Annotated in this window: 12 protein-coding genes; 3 read left to right on the top strand and 9 right to left on the bottom strand. The window is 71.0% G+C overall.

The window, feature by feature from the left end; genetic code table 11:
* Nucleotides 1-264 precede the first annotated feature (264 nt).
* From J2S22_RS24495 to J2S22_RS24475, 5 genes are all read right to left on the bottom strand, one after another.
* A complete protein-coding gene (locus tag J2S22_RS24495; RefSeq protein WP_272778400.1) occupies nt 265-1,605 on the bottom strand; it encodes an ABC transporter substrate-binding protein in 1,341 nt (446 codons plus the stop codon).
* Between the two features lie 18 nt (nt 1,606-1,623).
* Nucleotides 1,624-2,322 carry an ABC transporter ATP-binding protein gene (locus J2S22_RS24490; RefSeq protein ID WP_272778399.1) on the bottom strand — a complete coding sequence of 233 codons (699 nt, stop codon included), beginning with the start codon at nt 2,320-2,322 and terminating at the stop codon, nt 1,624-1,626.
* Between the two features lie 160 nt (nt 2,323-2,482).
* On the bottom strand, nt 2,483-3,241 hold the full coding sequence (locus J2S22_RS24485; protein WP_272778398.1) for an ABC transporter ATP-binding protein: 759 nt from the start codon (nt 3,239-3,241) through the stop codon (nt 2,483-2,485).
* Nucleotides 3,241-4,293, bottom strand: coding sequence for a branched-chain amino acid ABC transporter permease (locus J2S22_RS24480; protein ID WP_272778397.1), 1,053 nt, complete (start codon nt 4,291-4,293; stop codon nt 3,241-3,243). Before J2S22_RS24480 ends, J2S22_RS24485 begins: the two co-directional genes overlap by 1 nt.
* Nucleotides 4,290-5,150 (bottom strand): branched-chain amino acid ABC transporter permease, encoded by an 861-nt coding sequence (locus tag J2S22_RS24475; protein WP_272778396.1) that lies wholly within the window; start codon nt 5,148-5,150, stop codon nt 4,290-4,292. The genes J2S22_RS24480 and J2S22_RS24475 overlap by 4 nt, the downstream gene beginning before the upstream one ends.
* Nucleotides 5,151-5,395: 245 nt before the next feature.
* On the opposite strand from J2S22_RS24475, the gene J2S22_RS24470 reads away from it, so the two are divergent.
* A complete protein-coding gene (locus J2S22_RS24470) occupies nt 5,396-6,193 on the top strand; it encodes a TrmB family transcriptional regulator (RefSeq protein WP_272778395.1) in 798 nt (265 codons plus the stop codon).
* The gene (locus J2S22_RS24465) at nt 6,190-7,260 is read left to right on the top strand and encodes a carbon-nitrogen hydrolase family protein (RefSeq protein ID WP_272778394.1); all 1,071 of its coding nucleotides are present in this window, start codon (nt 6,190-6,192) and stop codon (nt 7,258-7,260) included. The genes J2S22_RS24470 and J2S22_RS24465 overlap by 4 nt, the downstream gene beginning before the upstream one ends.
* Nucleotides 7,261-7,378: 118 nt before the next feature.
* Here J2S22_RS24465 and J2S22_RS24460 read toward each other — a convergent pair whose 3' ends face one another.
* Entirely contained in the window at nt 7,379-8,329 is a 951-nt protein-coding gene (locus J2S22_RS24460) for a VOC family protein (protein ID WP_272778393.1), read from the bottom strand.
* 718 nt (nt 8,330-9,047) lie between these two features.
* Here J2S22_RS24460 and J2S22_RS24455 point away from each other — a divergent pair.
* Nucleotides 9,048-10,307: a YeeE/YedE thiosulfate transporter family protein gene (locus J2S22_RS24455; protein WP_272778392.1), complete on the top strand. Its 1,260-nt coding sequence runs from the start codon at nt 9,048-9,050 to the stop codon at nt 10,305-10,307.
* Between the two features lie 132 nt (nt 10,308-10,439).
* Here J2S22_RS24455 and J2S22_RS24450 read toward each other — a convergent pair whose 3' ends face one another.
* From J2S22_RS24450 to J2S22_RS24440, 3 genes are all read right to left on the bottom strand, one after another.
* Nucleotides 10,440-11,735 (bottom strand): MFS transporter, encoded by a 1,296-nt coding sequence (locus tag J2S22_RS24450; RefSeq protein ID WP_272778391.1) that lies wholly within the window; start codon nt 11,733-11,735, stop codon nt 10,440-10,442.
* Between the two features lie 121 nt (nt 11,736-11,856).
* Nucleotides 11,857-13,074, bottom strand: a complete 1,218-nt coding sequence (locus tag J2S22_RS24445; protein ID WP_272778390.1) for a mandelate racemase/muconate lactonizing enzyme family protein — start codon at nt 13,072-13,074, stop codon at nt 11,857-11,859.
* Between the two features lie 63 nt (nt 13,075-13,137).
* A complete protein-coding gene (locus J2S22_RS24440) occupies nt 13,138-14,553 on the bottom strand; it encodes an MFS transporter (RefSeq protein WP_272778389.1) in 1,416 nt (471 codons plus the stop codon).
* Nucleotides 14,554-14,598 lie beyond the last annotated feature (45 nt).

Below are 14,598 nucleotides of genomic sequence, written 5' to 3'. Positions count from 1 at the left end.
TCGAATCGAGCCGCTGTTCACTTCGGATCCAGATGACGAGCGTCGGCGTTCGGGGCCTCCCCCCACCCCCGCCCCCTCCCCGCCACTCGCTTCGCGAGCGGGGGGAGGGGAGCCGCAGCGCCGTGCGCGATCACGTCGAGTCGTCCCCCTCCTCTCCCCTCCCCCCATTCGCCGTTGCGAATGGCGGGGAGGGGTCGGGGGTGGGGGGCGGTTCTTGCTCTGAGGCTGGTTTCTCTCGACCGAACCGACCAACCAAAAACGTCCTCACACCGCCTGCTTCGACAGGTCGAAGCGCACCGGCATCATGGCGGCGAGGTCTTCCTTCGCCACCTTTGTCTTGACCTGCAGCTCGTCGTTCTCCACCCGGCTGATGTAGCAGTCGATGATGCCGGAGTGGTCCTCCTTGCGGAGCGTCTTGGCGCCCTGGGGATGGCCGAGCGCGTTCGCCATCTGCATCCCTTCCAGCGCCTCGATGACGCCCTTGTCGTCCTTCTTGGTCTTCCAGCCGGACGCCTCGATGGCCTGCTTGAGGGCGAACATGTTCTCCCAGTTCTGCCAGGAGTGGCTCTTGGCGTTGACGCGCTCGGAGCCGGTCTCGCGGCCGTGCACGTCGTCGGTGCCGATCGCCTTCAGGTAGTCGCGGTGGAAGCCGTCGTCCTTGTACTTCGCCATGCGCGGAAAATTCTCGACGATGTAGACGCCCTCGGCGGCGCCCTTCAGATCCGCCGGCGCGATCGCCTCGATGGTGCCGGAGACCGAGTACATCCGCATGGTCTTCTCCAGGCCCATCGACTTCGCCTGGGTGTAGAAGGCGACCGACAGCGCGCCGAAGAACACCGAGAACAGCACCTCGGTATCCTGCGGGATCTTGGTGAGATACGGCACCAGATCCTTGGCGTCGAGCGGCACGAAGATCGGATCGTTGACGTGGCCGCCGAGCTTCTCGACCACCGCCTTGTGCTCCTTGTAGTGGCTGTGGCCCCAGGCGTAGTCGGGCGAGATGATGGTCCAGCGCTTGCCGAGGTTCTTGAACGCCCAGGGCGCGCCGGCGGCGGCGAGCCCGTAGGTGTCGGTACCGGTGCGGAACGAGTAGCGGGTGCCCTTCTCGCCGGTCGCCTCGGTCGCCTCGCCGGAGGAGAAGTAGACGGTCTTCAGCTCGGTCGCGACCGGGATGGCGGCGAGCATCACGCCGGAATGCACCGAGCCGACCACGAAGGAGGCGCCGTTGCGTTGGATCAGCGAGCGCAGCTTCCGGGTGCCGGTCGCCGGGTTCGACTCGGTGTCCTCGGTGACCAGCTCGACCTTGCGGCCGGCGATGCCGCCCATCTCGTTGATCAGCTTGACGGCGGCGGCGCCGCACTTGTTGTGCCAGTAGCCCCACGAGGCGAAGCCGCCGGTCAGCTCGCAGTGCTGGCCGATGACGATCGGCCCGCCCGCCTGGGCGAAGGCCGACATGTCGCGGCCGAGCGCCACATAGGCCGTCCCGGCGAGCGCGCCGCCCGCCAGCGCCGTCTGCAGGAAGCTGCGGCGCGACGGGTGCGCCGCGTCCGATCCCGTCGCGACATCTGCGCTCGTCGCCCTGTCCGGCCTGCGCTCCGTCGTCATGCCAAAGATCCTTTCTGGCTAGAGGGCGACACCGAGATAGCGGTGGACGGTGTCGGGGGTCTCGCGCAGCGCCGCCGGGGTCGCCTCGTGGACGACCTGGCCGCGCTCCATCAGATAGACGCGATCGGCGAGCCTCAGCGCCGTGCGGAGATTCTGCTCGACGATCAGCACGGCGATGCCGCGCTTGGCGATGGCGGCGATCTCGGTGCGGATCTGCGAGACGAGCTTGGGCATGATGCCCTCGGTCGGCTCGTCCAGCATGATCAGGCTCGGCCGCATGATCAGGCAGCGGGCGATGGCGAGGATCTGCTGCTCGCCGCCCGACAGCGTGCCGGCGGCCTGGCGGCGGCGCTCGGCCAGCCGCGGGAAGCGCTCGTAGAGCTCGGCGAACAGGTCGGCCGGCGGCTTGCCCTTCAGCCCGAGGCAGAGATTGTCCTCGACGGTGAGCAGCGGGAAGATGCCGCGCCCCTGTGGCACGTAGCCGAGCCCGAGCGCGGCGAGCCGGTGCGGTGCGAGGCCGCCGAGATCCTGGCCCTGATAGCTCACGCTGCCGCCGGTCCGGCGCAGCAGCCCGAGCACGGCGCGCAGCGTCGAGGTCTTGCCGACCCCGTTGCGGCCGAGAAGCGCCACCGTCTCGCCCGGCGCGACCGAGATCGACACGCCCTTGAGCACCGGGATGCGGCCGATGTCCGCCGTGAGGCCGGCGACGCTCAGCATGGGAGCCTCGCGTCGTGTCGCACAGTCCCGGTCATTCCGGGGCGCGGCGGAGCCGCGAACCCGGAATCCAGCCACGGGCACCGAATTCGCGGCTGGATTCCGGGTCCGGCGCTGCGCGCCGTCCCGGAATGACGAGAGCCATGGCCCGCCGCCCGCCGTGTCATTCGTCGTCCTCCGGGGCGCCCAGATAGGCCTCCTGGACGCGCGGGTCGCGGCTGATCTCGTCCGGCGTGCCCTCGGCCAGGATGGCGCCGGAGGCCATCACCACGATGTGCGAGGCGAGCGAGAACACCACCTCCATGTCGTGCTCGATGATGACGACGTCGACCTTGCTCGCCACCGCGCGGATGCGCGCCACCGCCCGCTCGGTCTCCTCCGGGCCCATGCCGCAGACCGGCTCGTCGAGCAGCAGGAGCTTCGGCTCGGCGGCGAGCGCCAGCGCCAGCTCGAGCAGCGCGACGTCGCCGTAGGAGAGCGCCGAGGCCTTGCGGTCGCGATGCCGGGCGAGCCCGACCTCGTCGATCAGCGCATCGACCCGTTCGCCGACGGCGCGGTACGACGCCGCGGGGCGAAACGCCGAGCGGATGCCCTGGTGCGCCATCACGGCGGCCCGCACGTTGTCGGCGACCGTGAGGCCGCCGAACACGCTCTTGATCTGCAGCGTCCGCGACACGCCCTCGCGGACGATCCGGTGGGGCGGCAGCCCGGTGATCGGCACGCCGGCGGCCAGCACCTCGCCGTCGTCGGGGCGCAGCTCGCCGGTGACCAGGTTGAACAGCGTCGTCTTGCCGGCGCCGTTGGGGCCGATGATGGCGTTGACGCGGCCGGAGCGCAGGCTGAACGACACGCCGTCGACCGCGACGAGGCCGCCGAACCGCTTGGTGAGGCCGCGCGTCTCCAGCGCGATCGCCGGCTCCATCAGCGGCCTCCCGGGACGGCGCGCGCATCGGCGGACGGCGCGACAGGGTCGGCGGGGGCTTCCGCAGGCGCCGCGCGCGGCGCCGTCAGGCGCCCGAGCGCGCCGCGCCACAGGCCGGCGAGGCCGAGCGGCGCGAACATCACCACCAGCACGGTGAGGCCGCCGACCGCGAACAGGTAGTTCTCCCACACGGTCGAGACGAGCTCGCGGAACACGATCAGCAGCGCGGTGCCGAACAGCGGCCCGAGCAGCGTGCCGATGCCGCCGACGATCGCCCACACCACCGCCTCGCCGGAGACGTGATAGACCATGTAGGAGGCCGACGCGTAGCGGCCGAAGAAGGCGAACAGCGCGCCGGAGACGCCGGCGAGCGCGCCGGCCAGCACGAAGGCGACGAGCCGGGTGCGGTAGACGTCGATGCCGATCAGCCGGGCGCGGCGGTCGTTCTCGCGCACCGCCGCGAAGGCGAGGCCGAGCGGGCTCCTCACCACCACGCCCATGATGGCGTAGCAGGCCGCCACCACGCCGAGCACGGAAAAGTACTGGGCGAGCGGATCGGCGAGCGTGACCGTGACGCCCGCCATGTCGAAGACGGCCGGGGCCGAGAAGGACAGGCCGTCGTCGCCGCCGGTCAGCGTCTTGTTGCTCATCGCCGCGAAGTAGAAGATCAGCGAGAACACCACGGTGATGATGGCGAAGTAGTGCCAGGTGAGCCGCACCGCGAGCGCGCCGGCCACCGCTGCCATGGCGGTCGCGGCGAGCGTGCCGGCCAGGAGCCCGGTCCAGAAGCCGGCCTCCCAGTGGATCACGGCGAGCGTCGCGCCGTACATGCCGAAGCCGAAGAACAGCGCCTGCCCGAAGGAGAGGAGCCCGACATAGCCGAACAGCAGGTTGACGCTGGCGGCGAGCAGCGACCAGATCAGGATCTCGGTGACGATGTTGACCCAGAACCCGTAGCCGAGCTCCGGCAGGACGAACGGCACGGCGAGAAGCGCGGCGCCGAGCAGCGCGAGGCCGCCGCGCCCGATCCAGGCGGCCGCGCCGCCGCTCATCGGGTCGCTCCCGCGAACAGGCCGTGCGGCCGGAACAGCAGGACACCGCTCATCACGGCGAGCGAGACGATGCGGGCGACGGTGGGGTCGGAGACGCTGGTCACCACGCCCTCCATCACGGCGAGCAGCACGGCCGCCGCCACCGTGCCCTGCAGGTTGCCGAGCCCGCCGATGACGACGGCCATGAAGCAGAACGGCAGGATGTCGACGCCGGTGCGGAACTCGACCGTGGTGATCGGCGCCGCGATGACGCCGCCGAGCGCCGCCATGGCGGTGCCGAGCGCGAACGTGATGCCGCAGATGCGGGCGACCGGGATGCCGAGCGCCGTGGCGGTCTCGGGATCGTGGCGCACCGCGCGGATCCAGGTGCCGAGCTTGGTGCGCTGCAGGAACAGGAAGAAGCCGGCCAGCGCCAGCGCGGCGAACAGCGCGGCGGCGATGCGGTAGACGTCGTAGTCGATTCCGAACAGCGGAACCGTGCCCTCGATCGGCGGCGCCATGCGGCGCGGCTGCGCCCCGTAGGTCGCCCGCACCGCCTCCTGCAGCATCATCGACAGGCCGAAGGTGGTGACGATGGTGAGCGCCGCCTGCCGGATGGTCGGCCTGATCACGACCCGCTCCAGCACCAGCCCGAGCACGAAGCCGAGCACCGGGACCAGCACCAGGGCCAGCCAGAACGAGCCGGTCGCCACCGTGACGGCGAGGCCGCCGACCGTGCCGACCATGAACAGGTCGCCATGCGCGACGTTGATGATGTCGAGCAGCCCGAAGATGATCGACAGGCCGAGCGCGATCAGGGCGATGATCAGGCCCCACACCAGTCCGTTGATCGCCAGAGCCAGGACGACGTCGCTCAAGCCGTGTCTCCCGGGCGCCGGGGGGCGCCGCCGCGTTCAGCCGGCCGCGATCTTCGGGACGCTTGGCATTCATTGTCAAGTCGGCCCGTATCGACACGCGACGGAATCTCGCAGATTGGCGTTTAATCGAGCGTGATGCACAAAGTTTGTTGTCTCCGCTGCTCGACTGTCGATCTTTTCCGACAGGTCGGCTAAGGTGCGCCCGACGCCGGCGCGACGACCCGCCGGCGAAGGACCGCACCGCCATGACCCTCGCCCGCACGCTCGCCGAGCTCGGCATCCCGGAAACCGAGGCGCGCTTCTATCTCGCTGCGCTGGAGCTGGGCGAGATGCCGATCCGCGACATCGCCGAGAAGGCCGGCATCAGCCGCACCAACGCCTACGACGTGCTGGCCCGCCTGCTCGACGAGGGGCTCGTCACCACCCACGAGGGGCCCGGCAAGGTGCTGCGCGTCGCCGCCGTCGGTCCCGAGCGGCTGATCGCGCTGTTCGACGACCGCCGCCGCCGGCTCGCCGGCATCCTGCCGGAGCTGCAGTCGCTGCATGTCGGCTCGTCGGCTAAGCCGCGGGTGCGCTTCTACGAGGGGACCGACGGCATCGAGACGGTGCTGGAGGAGACGCTCGCCTGCCGCAGCAAGCAGCTGGTCGGCATCCTGTCGATGCGGGACCTCTACGAAGCGCCGGGGCGCGACTGGATGGACGGTCTGGTGCGGCGCCGCATCGCGGCGGGCGTGTCGCTGCGGGTGGTGCGCGCCCGCTCGGCCGACATCCACGCCAACTGGATGGACAGCGCCGAGGAGCTGCGCGAGCTGCGCTTCGCGCCCGAGAGCTTCGTCTCGACCATGACGACCTACGTGTACGACGAGAAGGTCGCCATCATCTCGTCGCGCCGCGAGAACTTCGGCATGACGATCGAGAGCCCCGAGTTCGCCGCCCTGCAGCGCCAGCTGTTCGACGCCCTGTGGGCGGCGAGCACGCCGGCGCCGCAGACGCCACGCCCGCCGAAGAGCACCCGATCGCGCCGCCCGGAGATCGCCCGATGAGCCTCGCCTATCCCCGCTTCAAGGCCGCCGCCTGCCACGCCGCGTCGGTCTATCTCGACAGCGCCGCGAGCGCCGACAAGGCGGCGGCGCTGATCGCCGAGGCCGCCGGCCACGGCGCGAGCCTGGTCGCCTTCCCGGAGAGCTTCCTGCCGGGCTTTCCGGTGTGGGCGGCGCTGCGCGCGCCGATCCTCGGCCACGACCTGTTCCGGCGGCTCGCCGGCGAGGCGGTGCGGCTCGACGGGCCCGAGATCGCGCGGGTGCGCAGCGCGGCGCGCCGCCACGGCGTCCACGTGTCGATCGGCATCACCGAGGGCACTGACGCGAGCGTCGGCTGCCTGTGGAACGCCAACCTGCTGATCGGCCCGGACGGCGCCGTGCTGAACCTGCACCGCAAGCTGGTGCCGACCTATTACGAGAAGCTCGTCTGGGCGAACGGCGACGCCCGCGGCCTGCGGGTGACGCCGACCGCGATCGGCCGCCTCGGCATGCTGATCTGCGGCGAGAACACCAACCCGCTGTCGCGCTACGCCCTGATGGCGGAGGGCGAGCAGGTGCACGTCTCGACCTATCCGCCGCTGTGGCCGACCCGGCCCGACGGCGCGCCCGGCGCCTACGATCTGCGGCGCGCCATCGAGATCCGCGCCGGCGCGCACTCCTTCGAGGCGAAGGTGTTCAACGTGGTGTCGTCCGGCTTCGCCGACGCGGCGCTGATCGACACGGTGTGCGGCGACGACACGGCGGCGCGCGACGTGATCGCCCAGGCGCCGCGCAGCGTCTCGATGATCCTCGATCCGACCGGCACCCCGGTCGCGGTCGGCCCGAGCGACGGCGAGTCGATCGTCTATGCGGAGGTGGACGTCGCGGCGTGCGTCGAGCCCAAGCAGTTCCACGACGTGGTCGGCTACTACAACCGCTTCGACATTTTCGACGTGCGCATCGACCGCACCCCGCGCGAGCCGGCCACCTTCGCCGACGCGCCGCGCCTCGACACGCTGCCGCCCCTCCCGGCCGACGAGGCCGAAGCCCCGGCCTGGCCGCCGGCCGGGCGGCGGCGCACGGGGTCGTGAGTCACGGGGCGCGATTCACGACCGCGTGCCCCGGACAAGGCATCAGCGAAGCAGGCGCCTCTTCACCTCTCCCCGCCCGCGGGGAGAGGAAAAAGGAAGCGCAGTTCCGCGTGAAAACTCACCCGACCGGCGGGGTGCCGTGGGTGTGGAAGCTCTCGATGGTCTTCAGGCCCCAGGCCTGGCCCTTCAGGCGCTCGGTCTGGGTCCAGGTCACCGGCTCCCAGTCGGGCGCCAGGATCAGCCGGGCGCCGGCATTGGCGAGCTCGACGCGGTTGCCGGCCGGCTCCCAGACATAGAGGAAGAAGGTCTGCTGGACGGCGTGCTTGTGCGGGCCGGTCTCGATGTGGACGCCGTTCTCCAGGAACACGTCGGCGGCCTGCAGGATGTGCTCGCGCTGGTCGACCGCGAAGGTGACGTGATGGAAGCGCCCGCGCGTGCCGGTCATGTCGCGCGTATAGGCGACGTCGTAGGACTTGTTGTTGACCGTGAACCAGCAGCCGCCGACCGTGCCGTCGTCGAGCACGATCTGCTCGGTGACGCGGCTGCCGAGCGCCCGCGGCAGGAACGCGCGGATGGCGCCGACGTCGGTCGCCAGCAGGTTGAGGTGGTCGAGCCGGCGCGGCGCGATCGCCCGGTTCGGCACCCGCTGGGCCTGATTCTTCAGCGCCGGCGCCTCGCCGGCCGGGGGCACGTAGCGGCGCGTCTCGTAATAGATCTCGAACGCGTGGCCGTCCGGGTCGGCGAACCGGTAGGCCGGGCCGTGGCCGAGATCGCCGTCGGTCCAGCCGAGCCCCGCCCCCATCGCCTCGAGCGCGGCGACGCGGCGCGCCAGCGCCTGCGGGCTCGCCGCCCGGTAGCCGACATGGCGCATGCCGGTGGTCGGCGCCGCGGTCAGCTTGAGGCTGTGGAACTCGTAGTCGTCGAAGGCGCGCAGGAAGACGCTCTCGCCCTCGCGGCCGCTCTCGGAGAGGCCGAGCACGCGGGTGAAGAAGTCGAGGCTCTCGTCCGGCTTGTCGGTGAGGAGCTCGACATGGCCGAGATGGGCGATGTCGAAGATCGGTTCGTCCATGCGGGGGGTCCTCGCGGCGGCGCGCCGTCCGGCACCGCGCCGGAGGGCAGCCGCGCCAGAATAGGCGGGGGCAGCCGCGCGGCAAGCCGATCTCGCTTTCTCAGATGCTGCGTAATCCGGGCGTTTTCATTTGCACCGCAACAACATCCATCCGGATTCGTGCGGGTGGCCCATAGCTCCTTCAGGCGTATCCTGGAGATCCATACGCCCGACCGATCTTCGGCGGCGTACGATGATCTGCCCCCGGCCCGGGTCGGCGACGCCCCTCCGGGGGCGGTTTCGTTTCGGGGGGTGTCCGGCCCCGCCCCGACCGCCGGCCGGCGCCCACCTCTCCCGGCCTCGCCCCCCGAAAACGGAACGGGCGGTCGTGAGAAAATCTCATCGACCGCCCGTAGCGCATCACGCCGCACGCGCCCGCGAAGCGAGCGGAGCGCCCGGTCAGGGGTCTAGGAAAACCGGGGGGACTCCACTTTGACCTGGATCATTGAATCGTCGCTTTGCGGGTCTGCCGGCGCGGCCGTGCACGGCTCCGCGAACCGCAAGGACGCGAGGAGACCGCCGCGTCCCACCGGGGCGTGCAGATCGCCGGGGAAGCGTCTTCTCCGGGCCGGCGCTCCGGCGACAACGACTTTGCTCCGCCGACCGGCCGGAGGACGTCGTTCTCCTTATTTTTCGCGGCCGATTGACCGCCCGGCGGGTCCGCCGCCAACTCCCGGGCATGTCCCTGACCGCCGACACCCGGCTCGACGCCGCCCTCACGCCGACGCACCCGGCCGCCTCCCGCGCCGCTGCGCCGCCCCGCCCTGACGCCGCGCGCCGGCTCCAGCCGCTGGTGGTCGGCGCCGCCGGCACGGCGCTGGCGCTCGGCGCCGCCGGGCTGGCGACCGTCTCGGGCGGCCGCATCGCCGCCCTGTGGATCGTCGGGGCGCTGCTCGGGATCGCGCTCTATCACGCCGCCTTCGGCTTCACCCACGGCTTCCGGGTGCTGTTCGCCGAGCGGCGCAGCGCCCATGTGCGGGCCCAGCTGCTGCTGCTCGGCACCGCCGTGCTGCTGTTCTATCCGCTGCTCGCGGCGGGCGGCGTGCTCGGCCAGCCGGTGCGCGGCTTCGTCTTTCCGGCCGGGGTCGAGGTGGCGCTCGGCGCCTTCCTGTTCGGCGTCGGCATGCAGCTCGGCGGCGGCTGCGCCTCCGGCACGCTCTACACGGCGGGCGGCGGCTCGACCCGCATGCTGGCGACGCTGGCGAGCTTCGTCGCCGGCGCCACGCTGGCGGCCTTCACGTACGAGCACTGGCACGGGCTGCCGAGCCTGCCGCCGATCGGCGCCGTGCAGACGCTCGGCCTCGCCCCGGCGCTCGCCGGGACGCTCGCCGTCCTCGGCCTCCTCTGGTGGATCGCGGCGCGCACCGAGCGGGCCCGCCACGGCGGCATCGAACCGATCTTCGGCGGCGGCAGCGCCGGGCACGGCCGGCTGTGGCGCGGGCCCTGGCCGTTCGCCTGGGCGGCGCTCGCGATCGCCGCGCTCGAGCTCGCGACCCTGCTGCTCGCCGGACGGCCGTGGGGCATCACCCAGGCCTTCGCGCTGTGGGGCTCGCACGCCGTCGACCGGCTCGGCCTCGACGACCCGACCTTCTGGGCGTTCTGGGAGGCGCCGACCCGGGCCGACGCGCTGCTGCGGCCGCTCGCCGCCGACATCACCACGGTGATGGATCTCGGCCTGATCGTCGGGGCCCTGCTGGCCGCCGGGCTCGCCGGCCGCTTCGCCCCGGCGCTGCGGGTGCCGCTGCCGCATCTCGCCGCCGCCGTGCTGGGCGGGCTGCTGCTCGGCTTCGGCGCCATCATGGCGACCGGCTGCAACATCAGCGCCTACGTGTCCGGCATCGCCTCCGGCAGCCTGCACGGCTGGCTGTGGATCGCCGCCGCCCTGCCCGGCAACTGGGCCGGGGCGAAGCTGCGCCCGCTGTTCCGCCTCGGCGCCTGATCGCCCCTCCCCGAAACGCCAGCGGCCCGGGCCGGAGCCCGGGCCGCGCGGCGGCGTGCCTTCCGCCAGGCGCCGCCACGACGCGCCGCCGCCATCGCACGGCGGCGCCCCGACGGTCGGCGCAAGCGCGCGTCAGCGTCCCTTGAGCGTCAGGATCAGGGTGGCGACCCCGCCCACCGCGGCGCAGCCGACCAGGTAGTACAGGCCGCCCGCATAGGAGCCGGTGACCGTGATCAGGAAGCCGATCGCCACCGGAGCCAGCGACGAGAAGCCGTTGCCCAGCCCGTTCATGATGCCGGCCGCCGTCGAGATGCCGCGGCTCGGCACGATGTCCTGCATCAGGGTCCACGCCGCCGGGCCGCCGAGGCCGATCGAGCCGACCCCGAAGGCGAGGAAGATCGCCGCCGTCATGTTGTCGGCCGCGGTGGCGCCGAAATAGATGCCGGTGCCGACGCCGATCATGGCGAACAGGATCACGGGCGCGCGCCGGCCCATCTTGTCGCACAGCACGCCGGAGATGATCTTGGTGACGACGCCGAGGATCCACGGCAGCGAGGCGAGCGCGCCCATGGCGGCCCAGGAGAAGCCGCGCGCCTCCTTCAGGTAGCTCGGCACCCAGGTCATCGCGCCCCAGATCACCGAGGTGTGGACGACGTAGTACACGACCAGCAGCCAGAACTGATAGTCGCTGGCGAAGGACTTGAACTTGCTCCACAGCGTGTCGGTGGCGTCGGCCGGCACGGCGGCCGCCTTGGCGCGCTCCGCCGCGAGGCCGGCCTCGATGTGGTCGATCTCCAGCTGGTTGATGCGCTTGTGGTCGCGCGGCTTGTCGGCGGTGAAGAACCAGATCGCCGCGAGCGGGATCAGGCCGGCCGTCGCCAGGATGAAGAAGCTGGACCGCCAGCCGGTGAGATGGATGATCGCCGTGAACAGCGGCATCGCCACGGCCGGCGCGATCGCCATGCCGGTCTGCCACACGGCGTTGGCCTTGCCGCGCTCGTCGGGCCGGAACCACTCCTTGATGTACTTGCTCTGCATCGGGAAGTGCAGGCCCTCGCCGAGGCCGAGGATGACCCGCGAGAACAGCATCAGCATGAAGGTCGGCGCCAGCCCGCCGATGATCAGCGAGATGCCCCACAGCACGACCGACAGGGCCATCGCCTTGCGCGGTCCGAGGAAGTCGCCGATCGGCGCCAGCACGACGTTGCCGACCCCGTAGGCGACCAGGAACAGGGTCATCAGGAGACCCTTCTGGACCGCCTGGCCGGTGATTCCGAAGTAGTCGAGGAACTCGGGATCGACGACCAGGATCGAGACGTTGACCCGGTCGATGTAGGAGAAGAAGACGACGAGCAGCAGGATTCCCGCCAGCACGTGACGCTGGTGCGTCGGCTTGGCGGCCTGGTCGATCGCGACAGCCGTCGACATGACGAAGCCTTTCCGTTTCTGATGTCGGGCTCCGCTCGGCGCCCCGTCGTCCGGAGGGATCGGACGGCGGGGTGCCGGCGGGCGGCGGTTCGAGTGCGGCGGACCCGCGGGTCCGTCGAGGTCAGCTCATGTACTTCTTGGAGCGCGTCACCGTGACGATGTTGCACTTGGCGATCGTCTCCGGCGTCGGCTCCTGGCCGATGCCCGGCAGGTCCGGCACCTTGTACTTGCCGTTCACCGGCTGGTAGTCGTACAGGCAGGTCGCCCGGCTCTCCGGATTGAGCGCCCGCTGATGGTGCTCGTGGATGATGAAGTTCGGGATCACGGCCTCGATCTGCAGCGCCGCCGCCTTGGAGATCGGGCTGCCGCAGACGTGGATCTGCACGGCGCAGTCGTAGGTGTTGGCCATGTCGCAGATCTTCTTCGCCTCGGTGAGGCCGCCGCACAGGCACAGATCCGGCTGGATCACGTCGATCGAGCGGTCCTCGAGGAACGGCCGGTAGCCCCAGCGCGTGTAGATGCGCTCGCCGGCGGCGATCGGCATCTTCACCGCCTTCTTGATCTCCAGCATCGAGCGCGAGTTGAGCGGGTGGCAGGGCTCCTCGTAGTAGAAGATCCGCAGATCCTCGAGCGCCTGGCCGATCTGGATCGCCGAGATCGTGTCGGTGTTGGCGTGGTGCTCCAGGATGATATCGAGATCCGGCCCGCCGGCCTCGCGCATCGCCGCCATCCGGTCGTAGACGGTGCGGATCACCCGGTTCTCCAGCGGCCCGGTGATCTTCCACGGGCCCTTGCCGTCCGGCTGGTCGGAGAAGATGATCGGGTCGACCTTGATCGCGTCGTAGCCGTCGGCCATGGCGACGCGGGTCACCTGGGCGTAGTCCTCCGGCGTGATCAGCACCTGCTTGTCGATCTTCGGGCCCCAGTTGAACTGGAGCTGGCTCGCATAGGTGCGCAGGTCGTCGTTGGTCTTGCCGCCCATCAGCTGCCAGACCGGCATGTTGAAGGCCTTGCCCTTGAGATCCCAGAGCGCGATGTCGATGCCCGAGATCGCGGCGTTGACCACGGTGCCGCCGCCCATGCCCCAGAAGGTCTTGCGGAAGATGGTCTCCCAGATCTTCTCGATGTTGAGCGGGTCCTCGCCGATGATCACCTCGGCGAAGTCCTGCACCATGCCGAAGCCGGCGCGCCAGCCCTTGCCGTAGGCGAGGCCGACCTCGCCGAAGCCGCTGATTCCCTCGTCGGTGTTCACCCGCACGATCACGGGCGACCAGTCTCCGCGCGACGATCCGGCGTTGCCGCTCGGCATCTGCATGACGTCGACACTGACGATTTTCATGGTTCTTCCTCCGTCTTGGTCAGGGTGTCTGTGGGTGGGCGGCCCGCCGCGCGGGCGGCCCGGTCAGGGTTTCGAGCGGGGTGCCGTGGCGGGGACGAGCCCCGGCACGGCGGCGGAAGCGGGACGGCCGGACGCGTCTCGCGACGCGGCGGCGGTCCCGCCCTCGCGGAAGCGGGAGAAGACGACGAGGCACAGCGCGAGGCCGACCATCGGCACCGCGAAGGCGCGGGAGTAGAGCGCCACCGGATCGGCACCGGCGCCGACCAGCGCGGGATGGCCGATGACGACGCCGATGACGTACTGATAGAAGGCGCCGCCGCACTGCAGCATCATGGTGACGGCACCGACCGCCGCGCCGGCGTAGCGCGGGTCGAACAGCTCCTTGGAGGCGGCGAAGCACACCACGAAGGCGCCGCCCGAGAGGCCGTACCAGAGGAACAGGGCACCGAGCAGCCACGGGTTCATGTCGCCCGTGAAGAACACCAGCGGCACGTAGGAGACGAGGTGCAGGAGGCCGCCGAACAGCAGCACCGGCCGGCGCGCGCCGAACACCTTGTCGGACAGCCAGCCGGCGAGCGGGCAGCCGACCGTCATGCCGAGCGGGAACAGCATCAGGATGTGGCCGGCCTCCTGCTTGGAGAGGCCGTAGACCGTGTGCAGATAGGGACCGGCCCACAGCGAGCCGACGCCCATGAAGGTGCCGTAGAACGAGAAGACCAGGATGCCGAGCAGATAGATGCGACGCTCGGAGAACACCTCGGCGATCGCGCCGCGCAGCATGGCGAGGCCCGACGGACCCGGGCGCGGCGGCGCCGGCGGCGACGACGGCATGCGGCGCCGCTCGAGCTGGGCCGGCGTGTCGACCACGACCACCCAGGAGATCACCGCCGCGAACGCGGTCAGCGCCGCCACCATCGTGAACACGTCGCGCCAGCCGATCGCCGCGATGGCGGCGGCGAGCGGCGCCGTCGACAGGAGCGCGCCGACATTGCCGAAGGCGAGCAGCAGGCCCGAATAGGTGGCGAGCTCGTCCGGGCCGTACCAGTCGGAGAAGATGCGCAGCGCCGCGACGTAGACGACGCTGACGCCGAGCCCGATGACGAAGCGGCTCGCCGCCAGCGTGCCGGTGCTCTGGCCGTACGCGAAGGCGAGGCCGGCGAGCGCCGCGATCAGCACGAACACCGCCATGGTCTTGCGTGCGCCCCAGCCGTCCGACAGGAGGCCGGCCGGGAACACGGTCGCGGCATAGGCCCAGAAGTACATCGACGCCATCAGGCCGAGCTCGGACGGGCTCAGGCCGAGCTCGCCCGCGATGACGGGTCCGACCACCACGGGCGCGGCGCGATGGAAATACGAGATCACGTAGGTGAACGCGATCACGACGAAGATCAGGGCGCGGCGGCGCCGGATCGGCGCGTCGAGCATCGCTGATCCGCGCGTGTCGCGGGTCGATCCGGAGGTGGTGGCTCGGTGGCTCATGCGGAATGCTGCGGTCTGCTGCGGTGCGGTCGCCTGCGGGAGGCC

The organism is Rhodoplanes tepidamans (assembly GCF_030813915.1).
Classification (GTDB): Bacteria; Pseudomonadota; Alphaproteobacteria; order Rhizobiales; family Xanthobacteraceae; genus Rhodoplanes; species Rhodoplanes tepidamans.
Note: the sequence above shows the minus strand (reverse complement) of the source record. Positions and strands in the feature narration are given on the sequence as shown.

What these genes read in the sequence shown, in the direction of transcription:
- J2S22_RS24495 (WP_272778400.1), bottom strand. Translation starts at nt 1,605, where the DNA reads ATGACGACGGAGCGCAGGCCGGACAGGGCGACGAGCGCAGATGTCGCG.
- J2S22_RS24490 (WP_272778399.1), bottom strand. Translation starts at nt 2,322, where the DNA reads ATGCTGAGCGTCGCCGGCCTCACGGCGGACATCGGCCGCATCCCGGTG.
- J2S22_RS24485 (WP_272778398.1), bottom strand. Translation starts at nt 3,241, where the DNA reads ATGGAGCCGGCGATCGCGCTGGAGACGCGCGGCCTCACCAAGCGGTTC.
- J2S22_RS24480 (WP_272778397.1), bottom strand. Translation starts at nt 4,293, where the DNA reads ATGAGCGGCGGCGCGGCCGCCTGGATCGGGCGCGGCGGCCTCGCGCTG.
- J2S22_RS24470 (WP_272778395.1), top strand. Translation starts at nt 5,396, where the DNA reads ATGACCCTCGCCCGCACGCTCGCCGAGCTCGGCATCCCGGAAACCGAG.
- J2S22_RS24465 (WP_272778394.1), top strand. Translation starts at nt 6,190, where the DNA reads ATGAGCCTCGCCTATCCCCGCTTCAAGGCCGCCGCCTGCCACGCCGCG.
- J2S22_RS24460 (WP_272778393.1), bottom strand. Translation starts at nt 8,329, where the DNA reads ATGGACGAACCGATCTTCGACATCGCCCATCTCGGCCATGTCGAGCTC.
- J2S22_RS24455 (WP_272778392.1), top strand. Translation starts at nt 9,048, where the DNA reads ATGTCCCTGACCGCCGACACCCGGCTCGACGCCGCCCTCACGCCGACG.
- J2S22_RS24450 (WP_272778391.1), bottom strand. Translation starts at nt 11,735, where the DNA reads ATGTCGACGGCTGTCGCGATCGACCAGGCCGCCAAGCCGACGCACCAG.
- J2S22_RS24445 (WP_272778390.1), bottom strand. Translation starts at nt 13,074, where the DNA reads ATGAAAATCGTCAGTGTCGACGTCATGCAGATGCCGAGCGGCAACGCC.
- J2S22_RS24440 (WP_272778389.1), bottom strand. Translation starts at nt 14,553, where the DNA reads ATGAGCCACCGAGCCACCACCTCCGGATCGACCCGCGACACGCGCGGA.